The organism is Terriglobus sp., assembly GCF_965201105.1.
In the GTDB taxonomy this organism is placed as follows: Bacteria; Acidobacteriota; Terriglobia; order Terriglobales; family Acidobacteriaceae; genus Terriglobus.
In genome coordinates this window covers 3,215,352-3,231,689 of the sequence record NZ_OZ241741.1, presented here as the reverse complement: position 1 = coordinate 3,231,689, position 16,338 = coordinate 3,215,352, and the positions used below count along the sequence as shown (strand labels likewise).

Annotated in this window: 12 protein-coding genes; 8 read left to right on the top strand and 4 right to left on the bottom strand. The window is 64.8% G+C overall.

Translation table 11 applies throughout. The annotated features are described in order from the left end of the window. Positions 1-46 precede the first annotated feature (46 nt). The 5 genes from ACOFKT_RS14300 to ACOFKT_RS14280 all read left to right on the top strand — a co-directional run bounded on the left by ACOFKT_RS14300 (position 47) and on the right by ACOFKT_RS14280 (position 5,305). Positions 47-934: a PIG-L deacetylase family protein gene (locus ACOFKT_RS14300; RefSeq protein ID WP_419804655.1), complete on the top strand. Its 888-nt coding sequence runs from the start codon at positions 47-49 to the stop codon at positions 932-934. Then, positions 931-2,082 carry a glycosyltransferase gene (locus ACOFKT_RS14295; protein ID WP_419804654.1) on the top strand — a complete coding sequence of 384 codons (1,152 nt, stop codon included), beginning with the start codon at positions 931-933 and terminating at the stop codon, positions 2,080-2,082. The genes ACOFKT_RS14300 and ACOFKT_RS14295 overlap by 4 nt, the downstream gene beginning before the upstream one ends. A 198-nt stretch (positions 2,083-2,280) precedes the next feature. Continuing rightward, positions 2,281-3,435: a GNAT family N-acetyltransferase gene (locus tag ACOFKT_RS14290; protein WP_419804653.1), complete on the top strand. Its 1,155-nt coding sequence runs from the start codon at positions 2,281-2,283 to the stop codon at positions 3,433-3,435. A 68-nt stretch (positions 3,436-3,503) separates the two neighbouring features. After that, a complete protein-coding gene (locus ACOFKT_RS14285; protein WP_419804652.1) occupies positions 3,504-4,487 on the top strand; it encodes a hypothetical protein in 984 nt (327 codons plus the stop codon). A 299-nt stretch (positions 4,488-4,786) separates the two neighbouring features. Further along, a complete protein-coding gene (locus ACOFKT_RS14280) occupies positions 4,787-5,305 on the top strand; it encodes an Hsp20/alpha crystallin family protein (RefSeq protein WP_419804651.1) in 519 nt (172 codons plus the stop codon). A gap of 143 nt (positions 5,306-5,448) precedes the next feature. Here the strand turns inward: ACOFKT_RS14280 and ACOFKT_RS14275 are convergent, their stop codons facing one another. Then, positions 5,449-6,231 (bottom strand): YoaK family protein, encoded by a 783-nt coding sequence (locus tag ACOFKT_RS14275; protein ID WP_419804650.1) that lies wholly within the window; start codon positions 6,229-6,231, stop codon positions 5,449-5,451. Positions 6,232-6,248: 17 nt separating this feature from the next. On the opposite strand from ACOFKT_RS14275, the gene clpB reads away from it, so the two are divergent. From clpB to ACOFKT_RS14260, 3 genes are all read left to right on the top strand, one after another. Then, positions 6,249-8,912, top strand: coding sequence for an ATP-dependent chaperone ClpB (clpB, locus tag ACOFKT_RS14270; protein ID WP_419804649.1), 2,664 nt, complete (start codon positions 6,249-6,251; stop codon positions 8,910-8,912). Positions 8,913-9,586: 674 nt separating this feature from the next. Beyond that, the gene (locus ACOFKT_RS14265) at positions 9,587-9,925 is read left to right on the top strand and encodes a hypothetical protein (RefSeq protein ID WP_419804648.1); all 339 of its coding nucleotides are present in this window, start codon (positions 9,587-9,589) and stop codon (positions 9,923-9,925) included. Between the two features lie 95 nt (positions 9,926-10,020). Continuing rightward, entirely contained in the window at positions 10,021-11,598 is a 1,578-nt protein-coding gene (locus ACOFKT_RS14260; protein ID WP_419804647.1) for a hypothetical protein, read from the top strand. Between the two features lie 188 nt (positions 11,599-11,786). Here the strand turns inward: ACOFKT_RS14260 and ACOFKT_RS14255 are convergent, their stop codons facing one another. Genes ACOFKT_RS14255 through ACOFKT_RS14245 form a run of 3 tightly spaced genes read right to left on the bottom strand, consistent with a single transcriptional unit; the run spans position 11,787 to position 16,181 of the window. Continuing rightward, positions 11,787-13,385, bottom strand: a complete 1,599-nt coding sequence (locus ACOFKT_RS14255; RefSeq protein WP_419804646.1) for a glycosyltransferase family 39 protein — start codon at positions 13,383-13,385, stop codon at positions 11,787-11,789. A 31-nt stretch (positions 13,386-13,416) separates the two neighbouring features. Further along, on the bottom strand, positions 13,417-15,114 hold the full coding sequence (locus tag ACOFKT_RS14250) for a glycosyltransferase family 39 protein (RefSeq protein WP_419804645.1): 1,698 nt from the start codon (positions 15,112-15,114) through the stop codon (positions 13,417-13,419). Continuing rightward, positions 15,111-16,181 carry a UbiA family prenyltransferase gene (locus tag ACOFKT_RS14245; RefSeq protein ID WP_419804644.1) on the bottom strand — a complete coding sequence of 357 codons (1,071 nt, stop codon included), beginning with the start codon at positions 16,179-16,181 and terminating at the stop codon, positions 15,111-15,113. The genes ACOFKT_RS14250 and ACOFKT_RS14245 overlap by 4 nt, the downstream gene beginning before the upstream one ends. Between the last annotated feature and the right edge of the window lie 157 nt (positions 16,182-16,338).

The window sequence follows — 16,338 nt, the reverse complement described above, 5'->3', positions numbered from 1 at the left end:
TCTACATGGGAAGCCTGCATCCGCAGCCAGCCCAACGGAGCAAAGGTTGTCGCGCGCGCAGGTCACTCAGATCTTCCAGCAGTTACATCAGCAGGACACGGCCTCCTCCCCGCGCGTGCTCTTCGTCTACGCGCACCCAGACGATGAGGCCATCGCCGTCGGCGGCCAGCTCCCGCTCTTTCGCAACGCCCTCTTCCTCCAGGTCACCGACGGCGCGCCCGCCGACAACGCCGACGGCACCCGCCTCGGCCTTTCCCGGGACGAATACCGCGCCACCCGCGCCCTCGAACTGCGTGCCGCCTTTGCCGCCGGCGGTCTCCCCGAGGCCCGCCACCGCTCGCTCAACCTTTCCGACAAAGAGGCCGCCTATCACCTCGCCTCGCTCGTTCAAGACATCACGAAAACCCTGCAATCCGAGCAGCCCGACGTCGTCTTCACGCACCCCTACGAAGCCGGCCACGTCGATCACGACGCCTGTGCCTTCGCCGTGCATCAGGCCGTGGCATCCCTGCCCGGGAAGCAACCGCTCATCGTCGAGTCTCCGTTCTACTTCGACGATCACCTTGGCAACTTCACCACTGGCGCCTTCCTGCAAGAGCGCGACGGCGAAGCCTGCGACTTCCCGCTCACCCCAGCGCAGCGCGAGAGCAAAGAAGCAGTCTTCGCCGCCTTTGAAACGCAGCGCGGCATCCTGGACCTCTTTGGCCCCGCTCTGCATACGGAACGCTTCCGCGTCGCGCCCGCCTATGACTTTCGTCAGCCGCCGCATCCATGGCCGGCCTACTATCAGCGTTTCATCCCCGGCCTCAACCCATCGCGCTTCTGCGAGCTTGCTACCGCCGCGATATCAGAGCTGCAGCCGCACAATTCCGCCGCACCGCACAATCCCGCCGCAGCGCAGGGTGCCGCCGCAGCGCAGGGTGGCGCCGCATGAAGCTGCGCGTCCTGCACATCGCCTACCCCTACGCGCCCGTGGGCCCGCGCGCCTGCGGTGGCGCCGAACAGGTCCTCACCGATCTCGACCGCGCCCTTACACTCGCCGGCCACAGCTCCGCCGTCGTCGCCTGCGAGGGCTCCAAAGCCATGGGGCACCTCTACAGCGCACCCGTTCCGCACGGCCGGTTCGATAGCAGCGACTCCGACCGGCGTTTCTGGCAAAGCCGTTACCAGCAAACCATCGACCACGCCCTTGCCTCCGGGCACTTCGACCTCGTCCACATGCACGGCCTCGACTGGCACAACTACCGCCTGCCCGCCAAACTGCCCACCCTGGTCACGCTCCACATGCCCATCAGCTGGTATCCCGCTGCCATGTGGAACATGCAAGGCCGCAATCTGCACTTCCAGTGCGTCTCCGCGCACCAGAAACAGGCCTGCCCCGACCGCGACGCCGCCGTCATTGAAAACGGAGTCGAGCTTCCGCCCTACCCTCGGCACGCATCCGGTCCGCGCGGCATCAGCGATTCCCCACGCTCCAACCAATGGCACGCAGGCAGCGCACGGCCTTTCGCCATCGCGCTCGGCCGCATCTGCCCTGAAAAGAACCTGCACCAGGCACTCATGGCCGGCACCCTCGCCGGCCTGCGCGTCCTCGTCGGCGGCCAGACCTTCCCGTACAGCACCCACCTTGAATACGAGCGCTCCCGCTTCCGCCCGGCCCTGCACGGCGCAGCCCGTCTGCACGGCGCAGCCCGTCTGCGCGACCAGCACCGCTTCCTTGGCCCGCTTCCACCGCGCCGCAAGCAGCGACTTCTCGCGGCCGCCCGCTGCCTGCTTCACCCCACCCTCGCGCCCGAAACCAGCTCGCTCGTCGCCATGGAAGCCCTCGCCGCCGGCACCCCCGTCATCGCCTACCGCTCCGGCGCCCTGCCCCAAATCATCGAACACGGCGTCACCGGGTTCCTCGTCAACAACGTCACGGAGATGGCCGAAGCCATCGCCCGCGTCGGCTCCCTCGACCGCCACGCCTGCCGCCGGGCCGCCGAAGACCGCTTCTCCCGCGACCGCATGACCAGGGACTACCTCGACCTTTACTCCCGCATCCTCAACGCCCAACCACAAACCCAACCCCGCTATGCCTGACCCGAACCGGAGCCAGCAGCAACCGTAGTCGGTGCTCGCGGAAAACTCGCCGGCCTTGTCCCTGGGCACAATGCAATTTGTCCTGGGGTACATTGCAAAACCTGGAAACATTGCAAAAACCTTGTCATTTCGACCGAAGCACTCACAGCTTCATCGTGAGTGCGCAGTGGAGAAACCCGCATTTTGCTAGAGGCCGCGATGAACGTGAACGCAACGGTCACCATCCTCCGCACCACCGAAGCTCTCGAAGCCTTCGCTACGGAATGGACGGCCCTCTGGCACACCGACCCGAACCGCACCCCCTTCCAGCACCCCGCCTGGCTCCTGCCCTGGTGGCATCACTTCGGTCAGCCCGGCCTCCGCGCCATCGTCATCTCCAACGCAGGAAAGCCCATCGCGTTTCTGCCCTTCTACCTCTACCCCGAACCAAACGGCGGTCCACGCAAACTCCTCCTTCTCGGTGCCGGTACCAGCGATTACCTCGACGGCATCTTCGCCCCCGATTGCACCCTCGCCCACGTCGAAGCCGGCCTCCAGGCTCTCCTCCAAACCCGAGACTTCGACACCCTCGACGCCGTCCAGCTTCGCCCCGGCTCCCTCCTCACGAAGGCCCTTCGCAACCTCGGCGCGACCGAAACCCCAGCCGAGCCCACCTCTATCCTTCCCGCCGTCCCGCTCGCCGACCTTCCTGCAAAGATCCGCCGCAACGCCATGTACTACCGCAACCGCGCCGGGCGCGACGCGATCCTGGAACTCACGTTCGCCACCGCCGCAAACTGCCGCGAACACTTCGAAATTCTGGTCCAACTGCACAGCACCCGCTGGCAGGAACGCGGCGAAGCCGGCGTCCTGGACGACGCGGGCGTCCTCGACTGGCACCGCGAAGCGCTCCCTTTGCTCGCCGCCGCCGGCCTGCTCCGTCTCGCGACCCTCACCCGCAACGGCGACCCACTCGGCCTCATGTACGCCCTCGCCGACGACCCCGGCAAAGCAGACGATCCCGGCAGAGCAGACGATCCCGGCAGAGCAGACGATCCCGCTAAAGCCGACGATCCCGTCAAACCCGCCCGCACCCTCTACCTTTACCTGCCCGCCTTCTCGCTCCAGCATCGAGACCTGCGCCCCGGCACCGTCCTGCTCGCCCTGCTCATCGCCGCCGCCGCCCGCGACGGCTTCACCACGGTCGACATGCTCCGCGGCGGCGAATCCTATAAACAGCTCTGGCACGTCGAGCAGCGCCCCACCCTCTCTCTCTCTCTGCCCGGAAGCGGCTTTAGCCGCCGAGCTAGAACCAGAATCGCAAAACGGGAAGCGGCTTTAGCCGCCGAGGTAGAACCGAAACCGCAAACCTGAACGCGGCTTTAGCCGCCGAGGTAGAACCGAAATCGCAAAACGGAACGCGGCTTTAGCCGCCCAGGTGATTGCTCTCCCGGTATGACGCTTCGCAGAAAAGTAGCATCAAGCACCCTGTGACCCCCAACATCCTCCCCAACGCCGACCGCCTCGCCGTCCGCTGGACCATCGGCGACGTCCGCGACCGTGGCTTCGAGATGCTACGCCTCTCCATAGCCTGCGCCGTCCGCCTCTTCGGCCGCTCCACCAAATACCTCGTCTGCGTCAACGGCATCACCGTCGACGAAGCCAAGCAGCGCACCGGCAACCTGCCTCCGCGCGCTGAAGTCCTCGTCGATTGGCAACTCGTCACTCGCGCCGGCCTCGCCCCGCAACTCACCCCCTGGCTCGGGTCGAAGCTCGGCACCGGCGATCACAACTGCATCGAAGGCATGGGCTGGAAGCTCGCCCCGCTCCGCACCTTCCCCGACCGCTACGAACTCGCCATCGACAACGACGTCATCCTCTGGGACCTTCCCGCCGGCCTCCAACAGTGGCTCGCCGAACCCGCCTCCTACCTTTTCGCCGAAGACGTGGACCGCTGCTTCGGCGCCTTCGACCCGCAACTCGACACAGCCCTCACCACGCTCGGTGTCCGCGGCCTCAATGCCGGCATCCGCGGCCTGCCGCCCGGCGTCGATCTCGGCCAGGCGCTTACGTTAGCGCTAACGCAGGCCGACGCGGACAGCCGCCGCCTCATCGGCAAGCCTCTCGACCTTTCCGGCGAAATCGAAGAACAGGGCCTTCAGGCCGCCGCGGTGGCCTGCCTGCCTGACCTCCACGGCGGCACCCTCCACCTCGTCCGCCTCGCCGAGGTCAATCTGTCCTCCCCGTTCTGGCCCAAAACCCCCAACTTCGGCACTTGCGGCGCTCACTTCATCGGCATGAACGCCCGCCACATCCCCTGGAACTACTACGACCGCCCCGCCGACGACTGGCTCGCCGACCATTGGGCCGCATCCCGCCCCGAGCTCTACGACCGCGCCGGCCTTCCACTCCCGCTCACAACCTAGCTGCCCACCATCTCTCTTCCGCCGTTACCCTGCGACAACATGCGGGCAGGTGTCCGGGAACATTCATCGGAAGGGCACAGCTTTAGCTGTGCCGTAAGCCGACCCCAAAAAGCCGGGCTTTAGCCCCTGAGGTCGCATTACGAAGCAATCATCGGGTATAAAGCTTCGTCGAGCATTCTGCTAAACGGACCTGAAGCATGAGTCCCGAACACTCACATTAATTGCATCCCTTTCACTCCTATGTGCGTCATATCTACTGAGCCGACCTCAGTCGGCAACGCTCAAGGAGACACCGCACCATGACCATCACCCGTCGCTTCGTCCCGGTTCACGACGCCACCGCACTCCAGAACCGTCTGCTCAACAGCCTCTTCCAGGACTTCGCACGGCCTCAGAGCAGCGGCAGCTTCGTTCCCGCAGTCGACGTCTACGAGGACGCCAACAAAATTGTCCTCACCCTCGAAACGCCCGGCATCGCTCCCGAAAACCTGAACATCCGCGTGGAGAACAACACGCTCAGCATTGAAGGCGAGCGGAAGGCCCACACGGATCTGAAGCAGGAGAACTTCCACCGCATCGAGCGCCGCTTCGGCACCTTTGCCCGCAGCTTCACCCTTCCGCAGACCGTCGACACCGAGCAGGTCAACGCGCACTCCGAGTTCGGCGTGCTCACGGTCGAGCTGCCCAAAAAGGCTGCCGCACAGCCCAAGCAGATCAAGGTCAGCGTCGCCGCCCCAGTCGTCGAGCAGGGCAAGACCGTGGAAGGCGAGGCCAACCAGCCCGCCACCGACGCCGAGGCAAAGCCGGCGCAGGCATAAGCCGGTTCCGACCGGTCCGGCAAACCCGGGCTGGCGCACTCAGCGCTCCGCCGGATAGCACAGGCAGGCGAGGTGCCCGCGGGGAGCGAACTCTGCTCCGCCGGCGTTGAGCGCGGGGGCTGCTGAGCAGGACTCGGCAGCCCCTACCTTTCACTCCGCGTCGCTTCGGTGCCGCGCAGCAACAGGCCGACCGCCAGCAGCAGCAGATCGGCGATCCAGAAGCTGCGGTTGCCGAGGCGCGGCGCGCAAAAAGCGCCGAGTAGCGCCCCGGCCAGAAAGCCGAGGCAGATCAGGCCCAGGTCGCGAAACAGATGAAGTCCGCGCCGCCGTGTCTGTTCCGGCGTACCACCCGGGGCGGCAACCGGAAACACAAGGTCGAACGCACCGTCAAAGGCGGACCGCAGGTTTCCGGTCACAAACGTGGTGTTGAAGCCAAAGCTGCCCAGTTTGCGAAACACGGTAATTTGCAGCGCCGCGGTCAGCGCGACCAGGCCGACCAGCGTATGCGAAGGAAAGCGCAGGGGCAGGGCTCCTGCGATGGCAAGCCCCGCCATCTCAATGAAGAGGGCGAGCCGCAATGACGAGGCGCGATGAAACTGCAGCAGATACTTGGCAAGCATCACACCCAGCGCAAAGGCGGCCAGCGGCGTCACGTGCCGCATCGCCTGGCCCGTATCGTGCGCCATCAGAGCGATGCTCAGCAGCACAATGTTGCCCGTCATTGCGTTGGCGAAGACGTGGCCGTGCAGCCGGTACACGACTGCGTCCAGCAGGCCTCCGCTCACGGCCAGCAGCACGACTGCCGCAATCGTCCGGGCCTTTTCCGGCAGCGTTTCGGGTGGTTCGGCCGATGAAGCGGGAGGCTGGCTCTCCGCGGGCATCTCGGTTTGTGCGTCGGCAGCGATACAGATTTGGATGAGATTCAAAGTTCAGGAGTAGAAACATGGCAATCAAATGGGACAAACTGACCGTCAAGTCGCAGGAGGCCATTCAGGCCGCCGCGCAAATGGCCGCCGAACACGGCAACCCGGAGGTGCTGCCCATGCACCTGCTCGCGGCGCTGCTCGAAGACCGCGAGGGCATCGTTTTGCCCGTGCTCGAAAAAATGCAGGTGCCCGCGCAGCAACTGCTGGCAACCGTGAACGCCGCCATCGGCAAGCTGCCCAAGGTGCAGGGTGCCAACCAGCAGCCCAACGCCGGTGCGGCCTTTAACCGCGTGCTGGAACAGGCCTTCAAAGAGGCCGACAACTTCAAGGATGAGTTCGTCTCCACCGAGCACCTTCTGCTCGCGCTTTCGCAGCAGCGCGGCGAACCCGTGCAGGCTGCGCTGACCGCCGTCGGCGCGACGCACGACGCGATCCTGCGCGCCCTGACCGCCGTGCGCGGCACCCAGCGCGTCACCGACCAGAACCCCGAAGGCAAGTTCCAGGCCCTCGAAAAGTACGCAAAGGACGTGACCCGGCAGGCCCGCGAAGGCCGCCTTGACCCCGTCATCGGCCGCGACGAAGAGATTCGCCGCGTCGTTCAGGTGCTGTCGCGCCGCACCAAGAACAACCCCGTGCTGATCGGCGAACCCGGCGTCGGCAAGACCGCCATTGTCGAGGGCCTCGCCCGACGCATCGTCAGCGGCGACGTGCCTGAAAGCCTCAAGGACAAGCGCGTCATCTCGCTCGACCTGGCCAGCATGCTCGCCGGTGCCAAGTACCGTGGCGAGTTCGAAGAGCGACTCAAGGCCGTCCTGAAAGAAATCGAGGACTCGCATGGCGAGATCGTCCTCTTCATCGACGAGCTGCACACGCTTGTGGGCGCGGGCGCGTCTGAGGGCGCGATCGACGCCAGCAACATGCTCAAGCCCGCCCTGGCGCGCGGCGAACTGCGTGCCATCGGCGCAACCACGCTGAACGAATTCCGCAAGTACATCGAAAAGGACGCCGCCCTCGAACGCCGCTTCCAGCAGGTCTACGTCGGCGAGCCCAACGTCGAGGACACCATCAATATCCTGCGCGGCCTGAAGGAAAAGTACGAGGCGCACCACAACGTCCGCATCAAGGACTCGGCCATCATTGCCGCCGCGGAGCTGTCGCACCGCTACATCGCCGACCGCTTCCTGCCCGACAAGGCCATCGACCTGGTCGACGAAGCCGCCGCCGCGCTCGCCATCCAGATCGGCTCCGTGCCGGAGGAAATCGACGCCATCGACCGCCGCGCCATGTCCCTCGAAATCGAGGCCACCGCGCTGCGCCGCGAAGAAGACGAGAACTCGCGCGACCGCCTCGCCGTGGTCGAGCGTGAACTCGCCGAACTCAAGGAAAAGGCAAGCGGTTTGCGTGCTCGCTGGCAGCGCGAACGCGACGCCATCGGCAAAATCACCGAGCTGAAAAAGATGGTCGAAGGCCTGCGCTTCGAAATGGACGACCAGTCGCGCCGCGGCAACCTCGAACGCGCGGCAGCCATCCAGTACGGTGACCTGCCGCGCGCCGAGCGCGAACTCCGCGAGCTCGAAGCCGAGCAGGACGCCCTCAAGTCCGGCTCCGCCCATCGCATGCTCAAGGAGGAAGTCGAGGAAGAGGACATCGCCGAAATCGTCTCACGCTGGACCGGCATTCCCGTCAGCAAAATGCTCGAAGGCGAGGTGCAGAAGCTCGTCCACATGGAAGCGCGTTTGCAGGAGCGCGTAGTCGGCCAGAACGAGGCACTGGAAGTGGTGAGCAACGCCATTCGTCGCTCGCGCGCGGGCCTCAGCGACCCCAAGCGCCCCATCGGCAGCTTTATCTTCCTTGGACCCACCGGCGTCGGCAAAACCGAAACCGCCCGCGCACTCGCCGAGTTCCTCTTCGACGACGAGCAGGCCATGGTCCGCATCGACATGTCGGAGTACATGGAGAAGCATGCCGTCGCACGCCTCATCGGCGCGCCTCCGGGCTACGTCGGCTTCGACGAGGGCGGTCAGCTCACCGAGGCAGTCCGCCGCCGTCCTTACGCCGTCATCCTCTTCGACGAGATCGAGAAGGCCCACCCCGACGTCTTCAACGTGCTCTTGCAAGTGCTCGATGACGGTCGCCTCACCGACTCCAAGGGCCGCACCGTCGACTTTAAGAATACGGTGCTGATCATGACGTCGAACATCGGCGCCAGCAACCTGACTACCGCCTGGGCTGCTGGGGAAGAAGGCTTCAACGACGCCAAGACGCGCGTTCTGGACGACCTGAAGAAGCACTTCCGGCCCGAGTTCCTGAACCGCGTCGACGACATCGTTGTCTTTCACCCACTCGGCGAGGAACAGCTTACGCACATCGTCGACCTGCGCCTGCACGACCTGGAAAAGCTGCTGCGCGATCGCAAGATCACCATCACGCTCTCCGACGCGGCACGCACGCTGCTCTTTCGCTCCGGCTACGACCGCGCCTACGGCGCACGTCCGCTGAAGCGTGCCATCCAGCGGCTGCTGCAAGACCCGCTCGCCATGCGCATCCTCAGCGGCGAGGTGCACAACGGCGACCACGTCTCGGTTGACGCCACCGGCGACAAGCTGACCTTCACCGCCACTCACCCCGGCGCCCCAGGGACTCCGGCCAACGCGACGGAGATCGAGCGAGTCAACGTGTAAGCGCTGTCGTTCAAAAAAGAACAAGCCCACGCAGTATTGCGTGGGCTTGTTATTTTTTGTCTCGTCTTCCGGTGCTATCGTGTTGCGCATACGAGGAGACACTTCCAATGCAACGCTGTTCCTTTGCAGTATTGTGCGTCTTGACCATGGCACCTTGGCTTCTGTTAGGTTGCGGTACCGCGCCTGGCACTACACCCACCACCACGACCCCTACGCCGACCACAATATCGCCGGTCGCAAATGGCGCTGCCATTGATGGCCGATGGGAGGTTTCTCCCTTCACGATCGCCCCGCTCGGAAGTGTGACCCTCCCACCCATATTCGGCGCGCAGTTTCAAGGAGCGTTCGCGACCAATGGCACCCAGGTTACAGGCGCTGGCCAGGTCCTTCTGCTAGCTGAACCCGGTTCGCCCAACTTTGCCTGTGTTCGTCCTCCTCAGGATGTCGTGCTGCATGGAACCTTCAACGCAGCGCGTCACCTCAGCCTACTCTCCGATCCCTTGAGTGACGGAGGGGTACTTCAGATCGAGATGGACGTTCCGTCTGATCCGCACCAGCAATCTTCCGCTACGACCTCGCTGACCGGTCCATGTTCGGCCAAGAGTGATGCACACGGCCGCCTTTATGAACCGATCAATGGCTCGTTTAGCGGTTCCGTTGCAGGGACCGACCCGGTGACAATGAAACAGGTGGCGTTGGGTACCGCCGATACGGTGCTGATTGAGACCGCGCCGGACGCAACCGGCAGATCGGTTGTGAGCGGAGACCTCGCACTGCACTTCAGCAGTTGCACCACACACATCGCGGTGAACGAAACCCGTATCGGGTCGACGGTCGGGTTTGGCGGCATTCCCAGCGTACCTCTCTCGTTGCCCATCGCTTTGGTTCTCGCCAGTCCAGATGGTACGCGTTTGATCGGTCCGATCTCTGGCTTGGGACAGGACTGCAAGCCGCTTCCGATCATGCCACCATCCATCACCCGCGGCATGACCGTGGACATGACGAAGCAGTAGAAGCAGTCCACGCTTGCAGGCCGAGCCTTGTTGCCTGCTGCGCATGCCACTTGAAATATGCCGCTGAACGACTGTACCCGCTATCCTGAAGTGGAATGAACGAAACGCGGCGACACAGTCTGGCTTGGGTCGCACTCGCCGCGTTCGGCCTCGCGTTCAGCCTCTGGCTCCATCTTCGCCTCGGCGACATGGGTTTCGACGACACCTGGATTCACCTGCGCATCGCTCGCAACCTCTTGCAAACCGGTCACGCTTGGTTCAACATCAACGAGCGCGTCATGGCCACGTCGTCCCCGCTTTGGACGCTGCTTATGGCTGTGCTGCATGTGCCGTCACACCCCGGCATGCTGCCCGTACTCGAAGCCCTGCTAATGTGGGCCGCGTGCGTCCTGGCATTCAGCATCACTCGCCGGAACTTTGCAACGCAAAGTGAGTGGTCTCGTGATGTCCTCGCGCTATTTGCCGGACTGCTCACTGCCACGCTTCTGGTCAGCAGCTCCGTCGGCCAAATGGAAACGCCGCTCGCCATCGTCTTTTTGCTTGGCGCGTGGCGAGCGGCACAGGCAAATCTCGGCTTCGCGTTGCCCCTGCTCGCCATGGCCGCCGTCACGCGTCTTGAGCTTCTGCCCGTGTGGCTGCTCGCCACCGTCGCCGCCCTGCTCTGGTCGCGCCGCCACCGGATCGCCGCGCTTGAGGGCGCAGCCATCGTTCTGCTCATGGCCGCATGGACTGTCGTGCAGTTCCACGTCCTGTTGCCCAACAGCATGCGCGCCAAGCAGATCTCCTACGACTTCACGCTCAGCCGCACCGTGCAGCAGTTCATCGGTTTTCGCTTGCGCGACGGCGCTGTCGCGGTGCTGCTTGTCGTCTTCGGCGTCGCGACGCTGCGCCTGTGGTGGCAACGCCGTGCGCTGCGGGAATCGTGGCAACAGCGGTTGCCGGTCGCGGCGGCGCTCAGCGGCCTTCTGCTCATCGCGGAGTACATCGCGCACCGTACCGTCCTGTTTGAGTGGTATCGGCCACTGTATCTATTGCCGCTCGCACTGGGTCTGCTGCTCACCGTGCCGCCAGGCGTGGGCGCGGCCGGCCGTGCTGCCTTGGCCGCTGCGCAGATCGTGCTGCTTGCCTGGCTCGTCGCTCCAGCAGCGCAAAGCATTCCACGCATGCTGCGCGGCGCCGCCGCCGGTACCGTCCCGGTAAAAAGCCAGATTGACGGCGGCGACTACGTCCGCGTGCAGGAGTACCTGCAGGTGGGGCAGGTGCTCGCGCGCACCTGTCCCAAGGGCCGTGTGCTCGCATCCGAGATCGGCGGCCTCGGCTGGGCCTTCCCCGGCGATCTGCTCGACGGCTTCGGCATCGCGTCACCCGCCGCGCTGCGCTACCAGCCACTGCGCAGCGGCGCGCCCAAGGGCGGCATTCCCGCAGGCTTTCTGCTCGAAGCTCAACCTGACGTCGTCGTCAGCTACACCGTCATGAGCGATGAAGTGCTGGGCAGCCCGGCGGTGGCACAGCAGTACTATCTGCTTCTGCTGCCGACCAGCCCGCGATCGCATCGCGGCGGCCTGCTCGACATCGCATGGCGTTCCAGTAAATACCTGAACGTTTGGCTGCGCCGCGGCGGCGCGTGTGATCGCGCGGCGGTTCGGGATGAACTTTACGCGCAACTGGACTGACGCTCCCCGTCGCGCTCGCGTTCTCAGCTCCAACCCAGCCGAGCGATTCGACCAAGGCAAGCCTTGTCACTTCGACCGGGTAACAACTTTGTCATTTCGACCGGAGCAGGACAGCTTCACCGTCCTGCGGAGCGGAGAAACCCGCATTTGCCTTCGGCATGGAACCAAACCGCGGCCCCATGGCGAAGCTAACGGTGCATCACACGATACAGAACGAACACCTCGTGGTCCGGGTCGGGCTGAATGCGGTACCGCGCCACCTCCCGCAGCGGCAGCATCTGCTGCATCGTCGCAATCCGTTGCGCATCCCACGGCAAGTAGCCGCCGTACCACTCCGGCCGTTCCTGCGCCAACAACGCGGGCAGCCCTCCAATGGGCCACTCCGGGTTGACGCCGCGCACGCCCGTGAACAGCGCAACGTCCTCCGCCGATGCGGCCAACAGCTTCGGCTCCTGCCCAGCCGCCGCATCGTTCCGCATGCGCGCCGCAATATCCTGCGCCGCGGCCCACCACGTGTACTGCGGATGCAACGCCGCGCTGAGCGTTTGAAGCAGCATCAGCGCAAACGCGGCCTCCAGCACCAGCATCGCCGCAGTGTGCGCCACACGCACGCGGCGCGGTGCCGCAGGCCGGTGCGCCCGCCGCGCCAGCGCATGCACGCCCAGCGCCATCACCAGCAGCATGGGCGCAACGCACGGCAGGTAGTAGTGCGGAATGAACCACGTATGCCAGCCGATAAACCCGATCGGCAGCACCAGTGCCAGCACCGCGCTGCCAAACAGCGGCACGCGCCAAAGCTCCCGCAGGTATCGCAGCGACGCCGCCAACAGAACGAACGTCAGCGCCCACAAGAGGCCGCCCATCCACGTCGCATCGCTCACCGCGCGCGCCATTACGGGCAGCAGGGTGCGCCCGTGCGCCTTGCCCGCATTTACCGCAAACAGGTGCATGTAATCCGCAAGATGATGCGGTCGAACAAACCATCCAAACCAGGCAAGCCACACCGCACCGGCAACGAACCCCGCCGTCGCCGGTGCCACAAATGCGCGCCGATCCCCAGCCACACGTCGCAGCACGCCTACCAGCGTGGGCTCACTCTGGTCCACGGCAACGTCTAAAGTCCCGTGCCCGGCATCGTTCCGGTGCGTCCGCGCGCACTGCCAAAGCAGGTACAGCACAGCCGGTGCCAGCAGTACCGCCGTCGTCTTGGTCAACACCAGCGCGGTCAGCAAGAGGCCCACGATCGTGCTGCGCAACACCGAATCTTGCGCGCCACGGGAAACTCCGCGCGGCCGCGCCACCCAAAGCGCCAGCAGGAAAAGGAATGCGACCAGCGGCTCCAGAATCGCAAGCCGGTCAAACCCAAAGCAAAACGGATCCGCCAGCGCCAGCAACACGGCGACTGCGGCCAGCACGCGCCCGGTCAGCGGCCGCAGCAACGCAAACAGCAGCACGTTCGCCCCGCCAAACAGCAGCACCGCCAACACGCGCGCCGACACCATGCCCGGCCCTGTCAACCCAAACCATGCCCGCAACAGCAGCGGCCACACCGGCAGCGCCACCGCCGGATTGAACCCGTTCGGCGTAAACCACGCACCCGTTTGCAAGTGATGCAGCGCCGCCCCGCCATACCAACCCTCATCCGTGTAGCGCGCCCAGTCCACCGCCGGCAAGGCACTCGGGTAGTCCGCCCGCAGATGCACAAAATACAACGCATACAGTGCACCGCAGAGCAGCGCCAGCGCAACAAACACGCCACGCTCTGACGTGCGAGTCAGACTTCTCATCCCCGCAATCCAAACGTGCCGAACGCCCCGGTCATCGCGCAGACACGCCGCAGGTTGAGTCAGCCGGTGCAGGCCCGACAGCGGATTGATAGGGAGTCGGCTGCAACTGAAACAGCATCGCTCCGGCCTGCGCGCCCAGGTTCTCCGTGAACACGCCGCGCGTGCACAGGTCGTCCCCGATCCACTCCCAGCCGCTGCGGTAATCCAGCAGCAGCGCACCCGTTGTCGTCAGCATCTGCGGGTAGGGTACTGTCGGCAGCCGCGTGAACTTCTGCAAATTCACCGCCGTCACCGCGTTCGTGTTGTGATGCAACCAGCGCACCTCGCTCCCCTCGTCATACACCAGCGTCATGCGTTCCCGCATCACCGGGTCCGGCGCGTAATAACCGTCCAAAAAAAAGTCGCCAAGGGACTGCGTATACAGCCGCCGCGCCGGGTCGCGAACCAGCAGATCGTGCAGCGGCCCCGTAATCTTCATGCCGCGCAGAATGCCTTCGCTCCTCCGCTGCTCCGCGCGAATCTGCACCATGCTTAGCACCACGGCCAGCGCCACCACCGCACCCAGCGCGCCATAGAAAAACCGCGCCGACCGCAACCGCCGCTCCAACAGCAGCGCGATACTTACCGCAAACGGGATCAGCGCCGCGATCACGTAGCGCACCTCCATCGTGTGCGTCACGAACTTGCCGAATAGGTAGCCGAAGAAGGGAAGCACGGCCAGCGCCAGCATCGCCGCCCAAAACGCTGACGGCTCGTTCTTCGCAGCACCTTGCCGCAACCGCCGCACCATCGCCCACAGCAGCCACACCGTCAATAGCGCCAGCATTGCCGCGCACACCCGCTGCAGCGGCACCGGCCACGTGTTGTACCGCACAAACAGCTCGCGGTAGCCCTGCGACACATTGTGCAGGTTGACCGAGCTCGTATAGTAGTGCCGCTGGTACGGCTGCAGCGCGGCCTTGCCCGGCAGAATCAGCGCGACGCTCGCCAGGCCCGCTGCCAGCGTTCCCACCACTGGCCAGTCAAACCGCCGCCGCTGCACCGTGCGCACCAGCTCCCCTGCACTCACCGGCAGCAGAATCAACAGGCCAAAGTAGTGGCTCGTAATCGCAAGCGCAATGCTCAAAAACAAACCAAGCAGCGGCACCCATCGCGACCTCGGCATCTCTGTTCCGCCGTCCGTCCTCTGATCACTTTGCGTTGCAAAGTACCAGCAAACTACCGCCGCCGCATACAGTCCCAGCAGCAGCCCATACGGCCGCCCCTCCACCGCATACCGGAAGCTTGCCGTGCACAGCGGCAGTGCCATCGCCAGCAGCGCGGCACGGTGCCCTGCAATGCGCCGCACCAGCAGAAATAGCGACCACTCCAGCAGCAGAAATCCGCAGAGCGCCGGCAGCCGCAGCGCCGTGCCGCCGCGGCCGACCACGTCCATCGAAAGATGACTCAGCAGGTGATACGCCGGCGGGTCCAGCGAAATCGGCGAGTGCATCTGCACCCGCAGCACCCCCGCAAGCGTCGGCACCGAATCGCTGTAGAACGACAGAAACTCGTCGTTCCACATCAGCCGCGCATGCGACCACACCAGCGCCAGCACCGCCGTCAGCAGCAGGATGCTACAGGCTGCTAGCACGCCACCGCCTCGCACCGGCACTCCTGCGCCGGCGAACTCCTGCCGCGGCGCAACAGCAGCAGCCACGCCTCCCGGCCGCTCCTGCGGCGTATTCACCGGGCCGGCACCGCCGGTGCAACCGCTGGCACAGGCCCTGAAACAATCCCGCTCGGCACTACCGCCGCCGCAGGCACAACTCCAGGCGTGGATACCGCGGGCAGCGTCGGCGTAAAGAACTGCTCCAGCCGCGGCATGCGCACAAACAGCAGCACCGCCATCACCAGCGTCGTCGCCACAAAGCTTGCCATCAGCACCGGCTCCCGGTACAGCTTCTCCGGGTTCTGCACCGCGCTCTGCGGCTTGAACGCAATCTTCAAGTAGATCGCCATCGTGAACGCCACCAGTGGGAACCCCAGAATCAACTCCATGCGGTAGCGGATGATGAAGCCCCCCAGAAACAGCATCGCGGTCGACGCATAAAACAGCACGCTTACCAGCAGGCTTTCCGGCGTGTAACGCTGAAAGCTCTTGCGGTACGCGCCCGCCACGCTGCGGTCGCCGATCTCGTTCAACTCACTGAAACGCTTCAGCGCCATAAAGTAGCAGCCGATCATCCAGTACGCGACCAGCAGGCTCACCGGAGGCACCAGCACCGCCGTCACCGCGTACCACCCCAGCAGCATGCGCAGGGGGTTGTTCACGCTTTCCGTCAACACATCCAGGTACGGCACGTCTTTCGTGCGCACCGGCGGAAAGTTATACAGACAGCCCATGATCCACAGCAGCAGCGCGATCAGCGCAAACATGCGATTAATCAGCAGCCCAATCCCCACACCCGCCAGCATCATCGCGATCCATTGCACATACGCCGCGCCCGTGTGCACCACGCCGCGCGCCGCGGGCCGGTTGCGTTTGATCGGATGCAACCGGTCATACGGCGCGTCCAGCACCTCGTTGATCACGTAGTTGCTGCACGCCACCAGCGTGATCGCCACAAACGCCAGCAACAGCATCCACAACAGGTGCGCCGACCACAGCGCGGGGTACGTGCTCAGCGGAACAATCACGCCCGGCAACACAAACAGATTCTTGATGGAGTGGTCCAGCCGCGCAATCTGCAGGTGCGCCTTGAGGCGTTCCGCCAGCGAGAACGAGGGTGTCGGCGTCGCGGGGATCGTGCTCAATTCAGGGTCCTTTGCGGCTGCATGGCTGTAGGCGGTTGCAGCGCCAGTTTAGCAAAGCGGTCTGACGCCTACAGTGAACAGACCGCGACTGGCCCCGCCTGCCTTCAAGCTTGGTTCCAAAAAGGAAACGCCACGGTCAAGCGGCCGTGGCGTTTCC

Bases quoted from the DNA above. Each gene is read 5' to 3' on its own strand.
- ACOFKT_RS14295 (WP_419804654.1), top strand. From the start codon at position 931: ATGAAGCTGCGCGTCCTGCACATCGCCTACCCCTACGCGCCCGTGGGC.
- ACOFKT_RS14290 (WP_419804653.1), top strand. From the start codon at position 2,281: ATGAACGTGAACGCAACGGTCACCATCCTCCGCACCACCGAAGCTCTC.
- ACOFKT_RS14280 (WP_419804651.1), top strand. From the start codon at position 4,787: ATGACCATCACCCGTCGCTTCGTCCCGGTTCACGACGCCACCGCACTC.
- clpB (WP_419804649.1), top strand. From the start codon at position 6,249: ATGGCAATCAAATGGGACAAACTGACCGTCAAGTCGCAGGAGGCCATT.
- ACOFKT_RS14260 (WP_419804647.1), top strand. From the start codon at position 10,021: ATGAACGAAACGCGGCGACACAGTCTGGCTTGGGTCGCACTCGCCGCG.
- ACOFKT_RS14255 (WP_419804646.1), bottom strand. From the start codon at position 13,385: ATGAGAAGTCTGACTCGCACGTCAGAGCGTGGCGTGTTTGTTGCGCTG.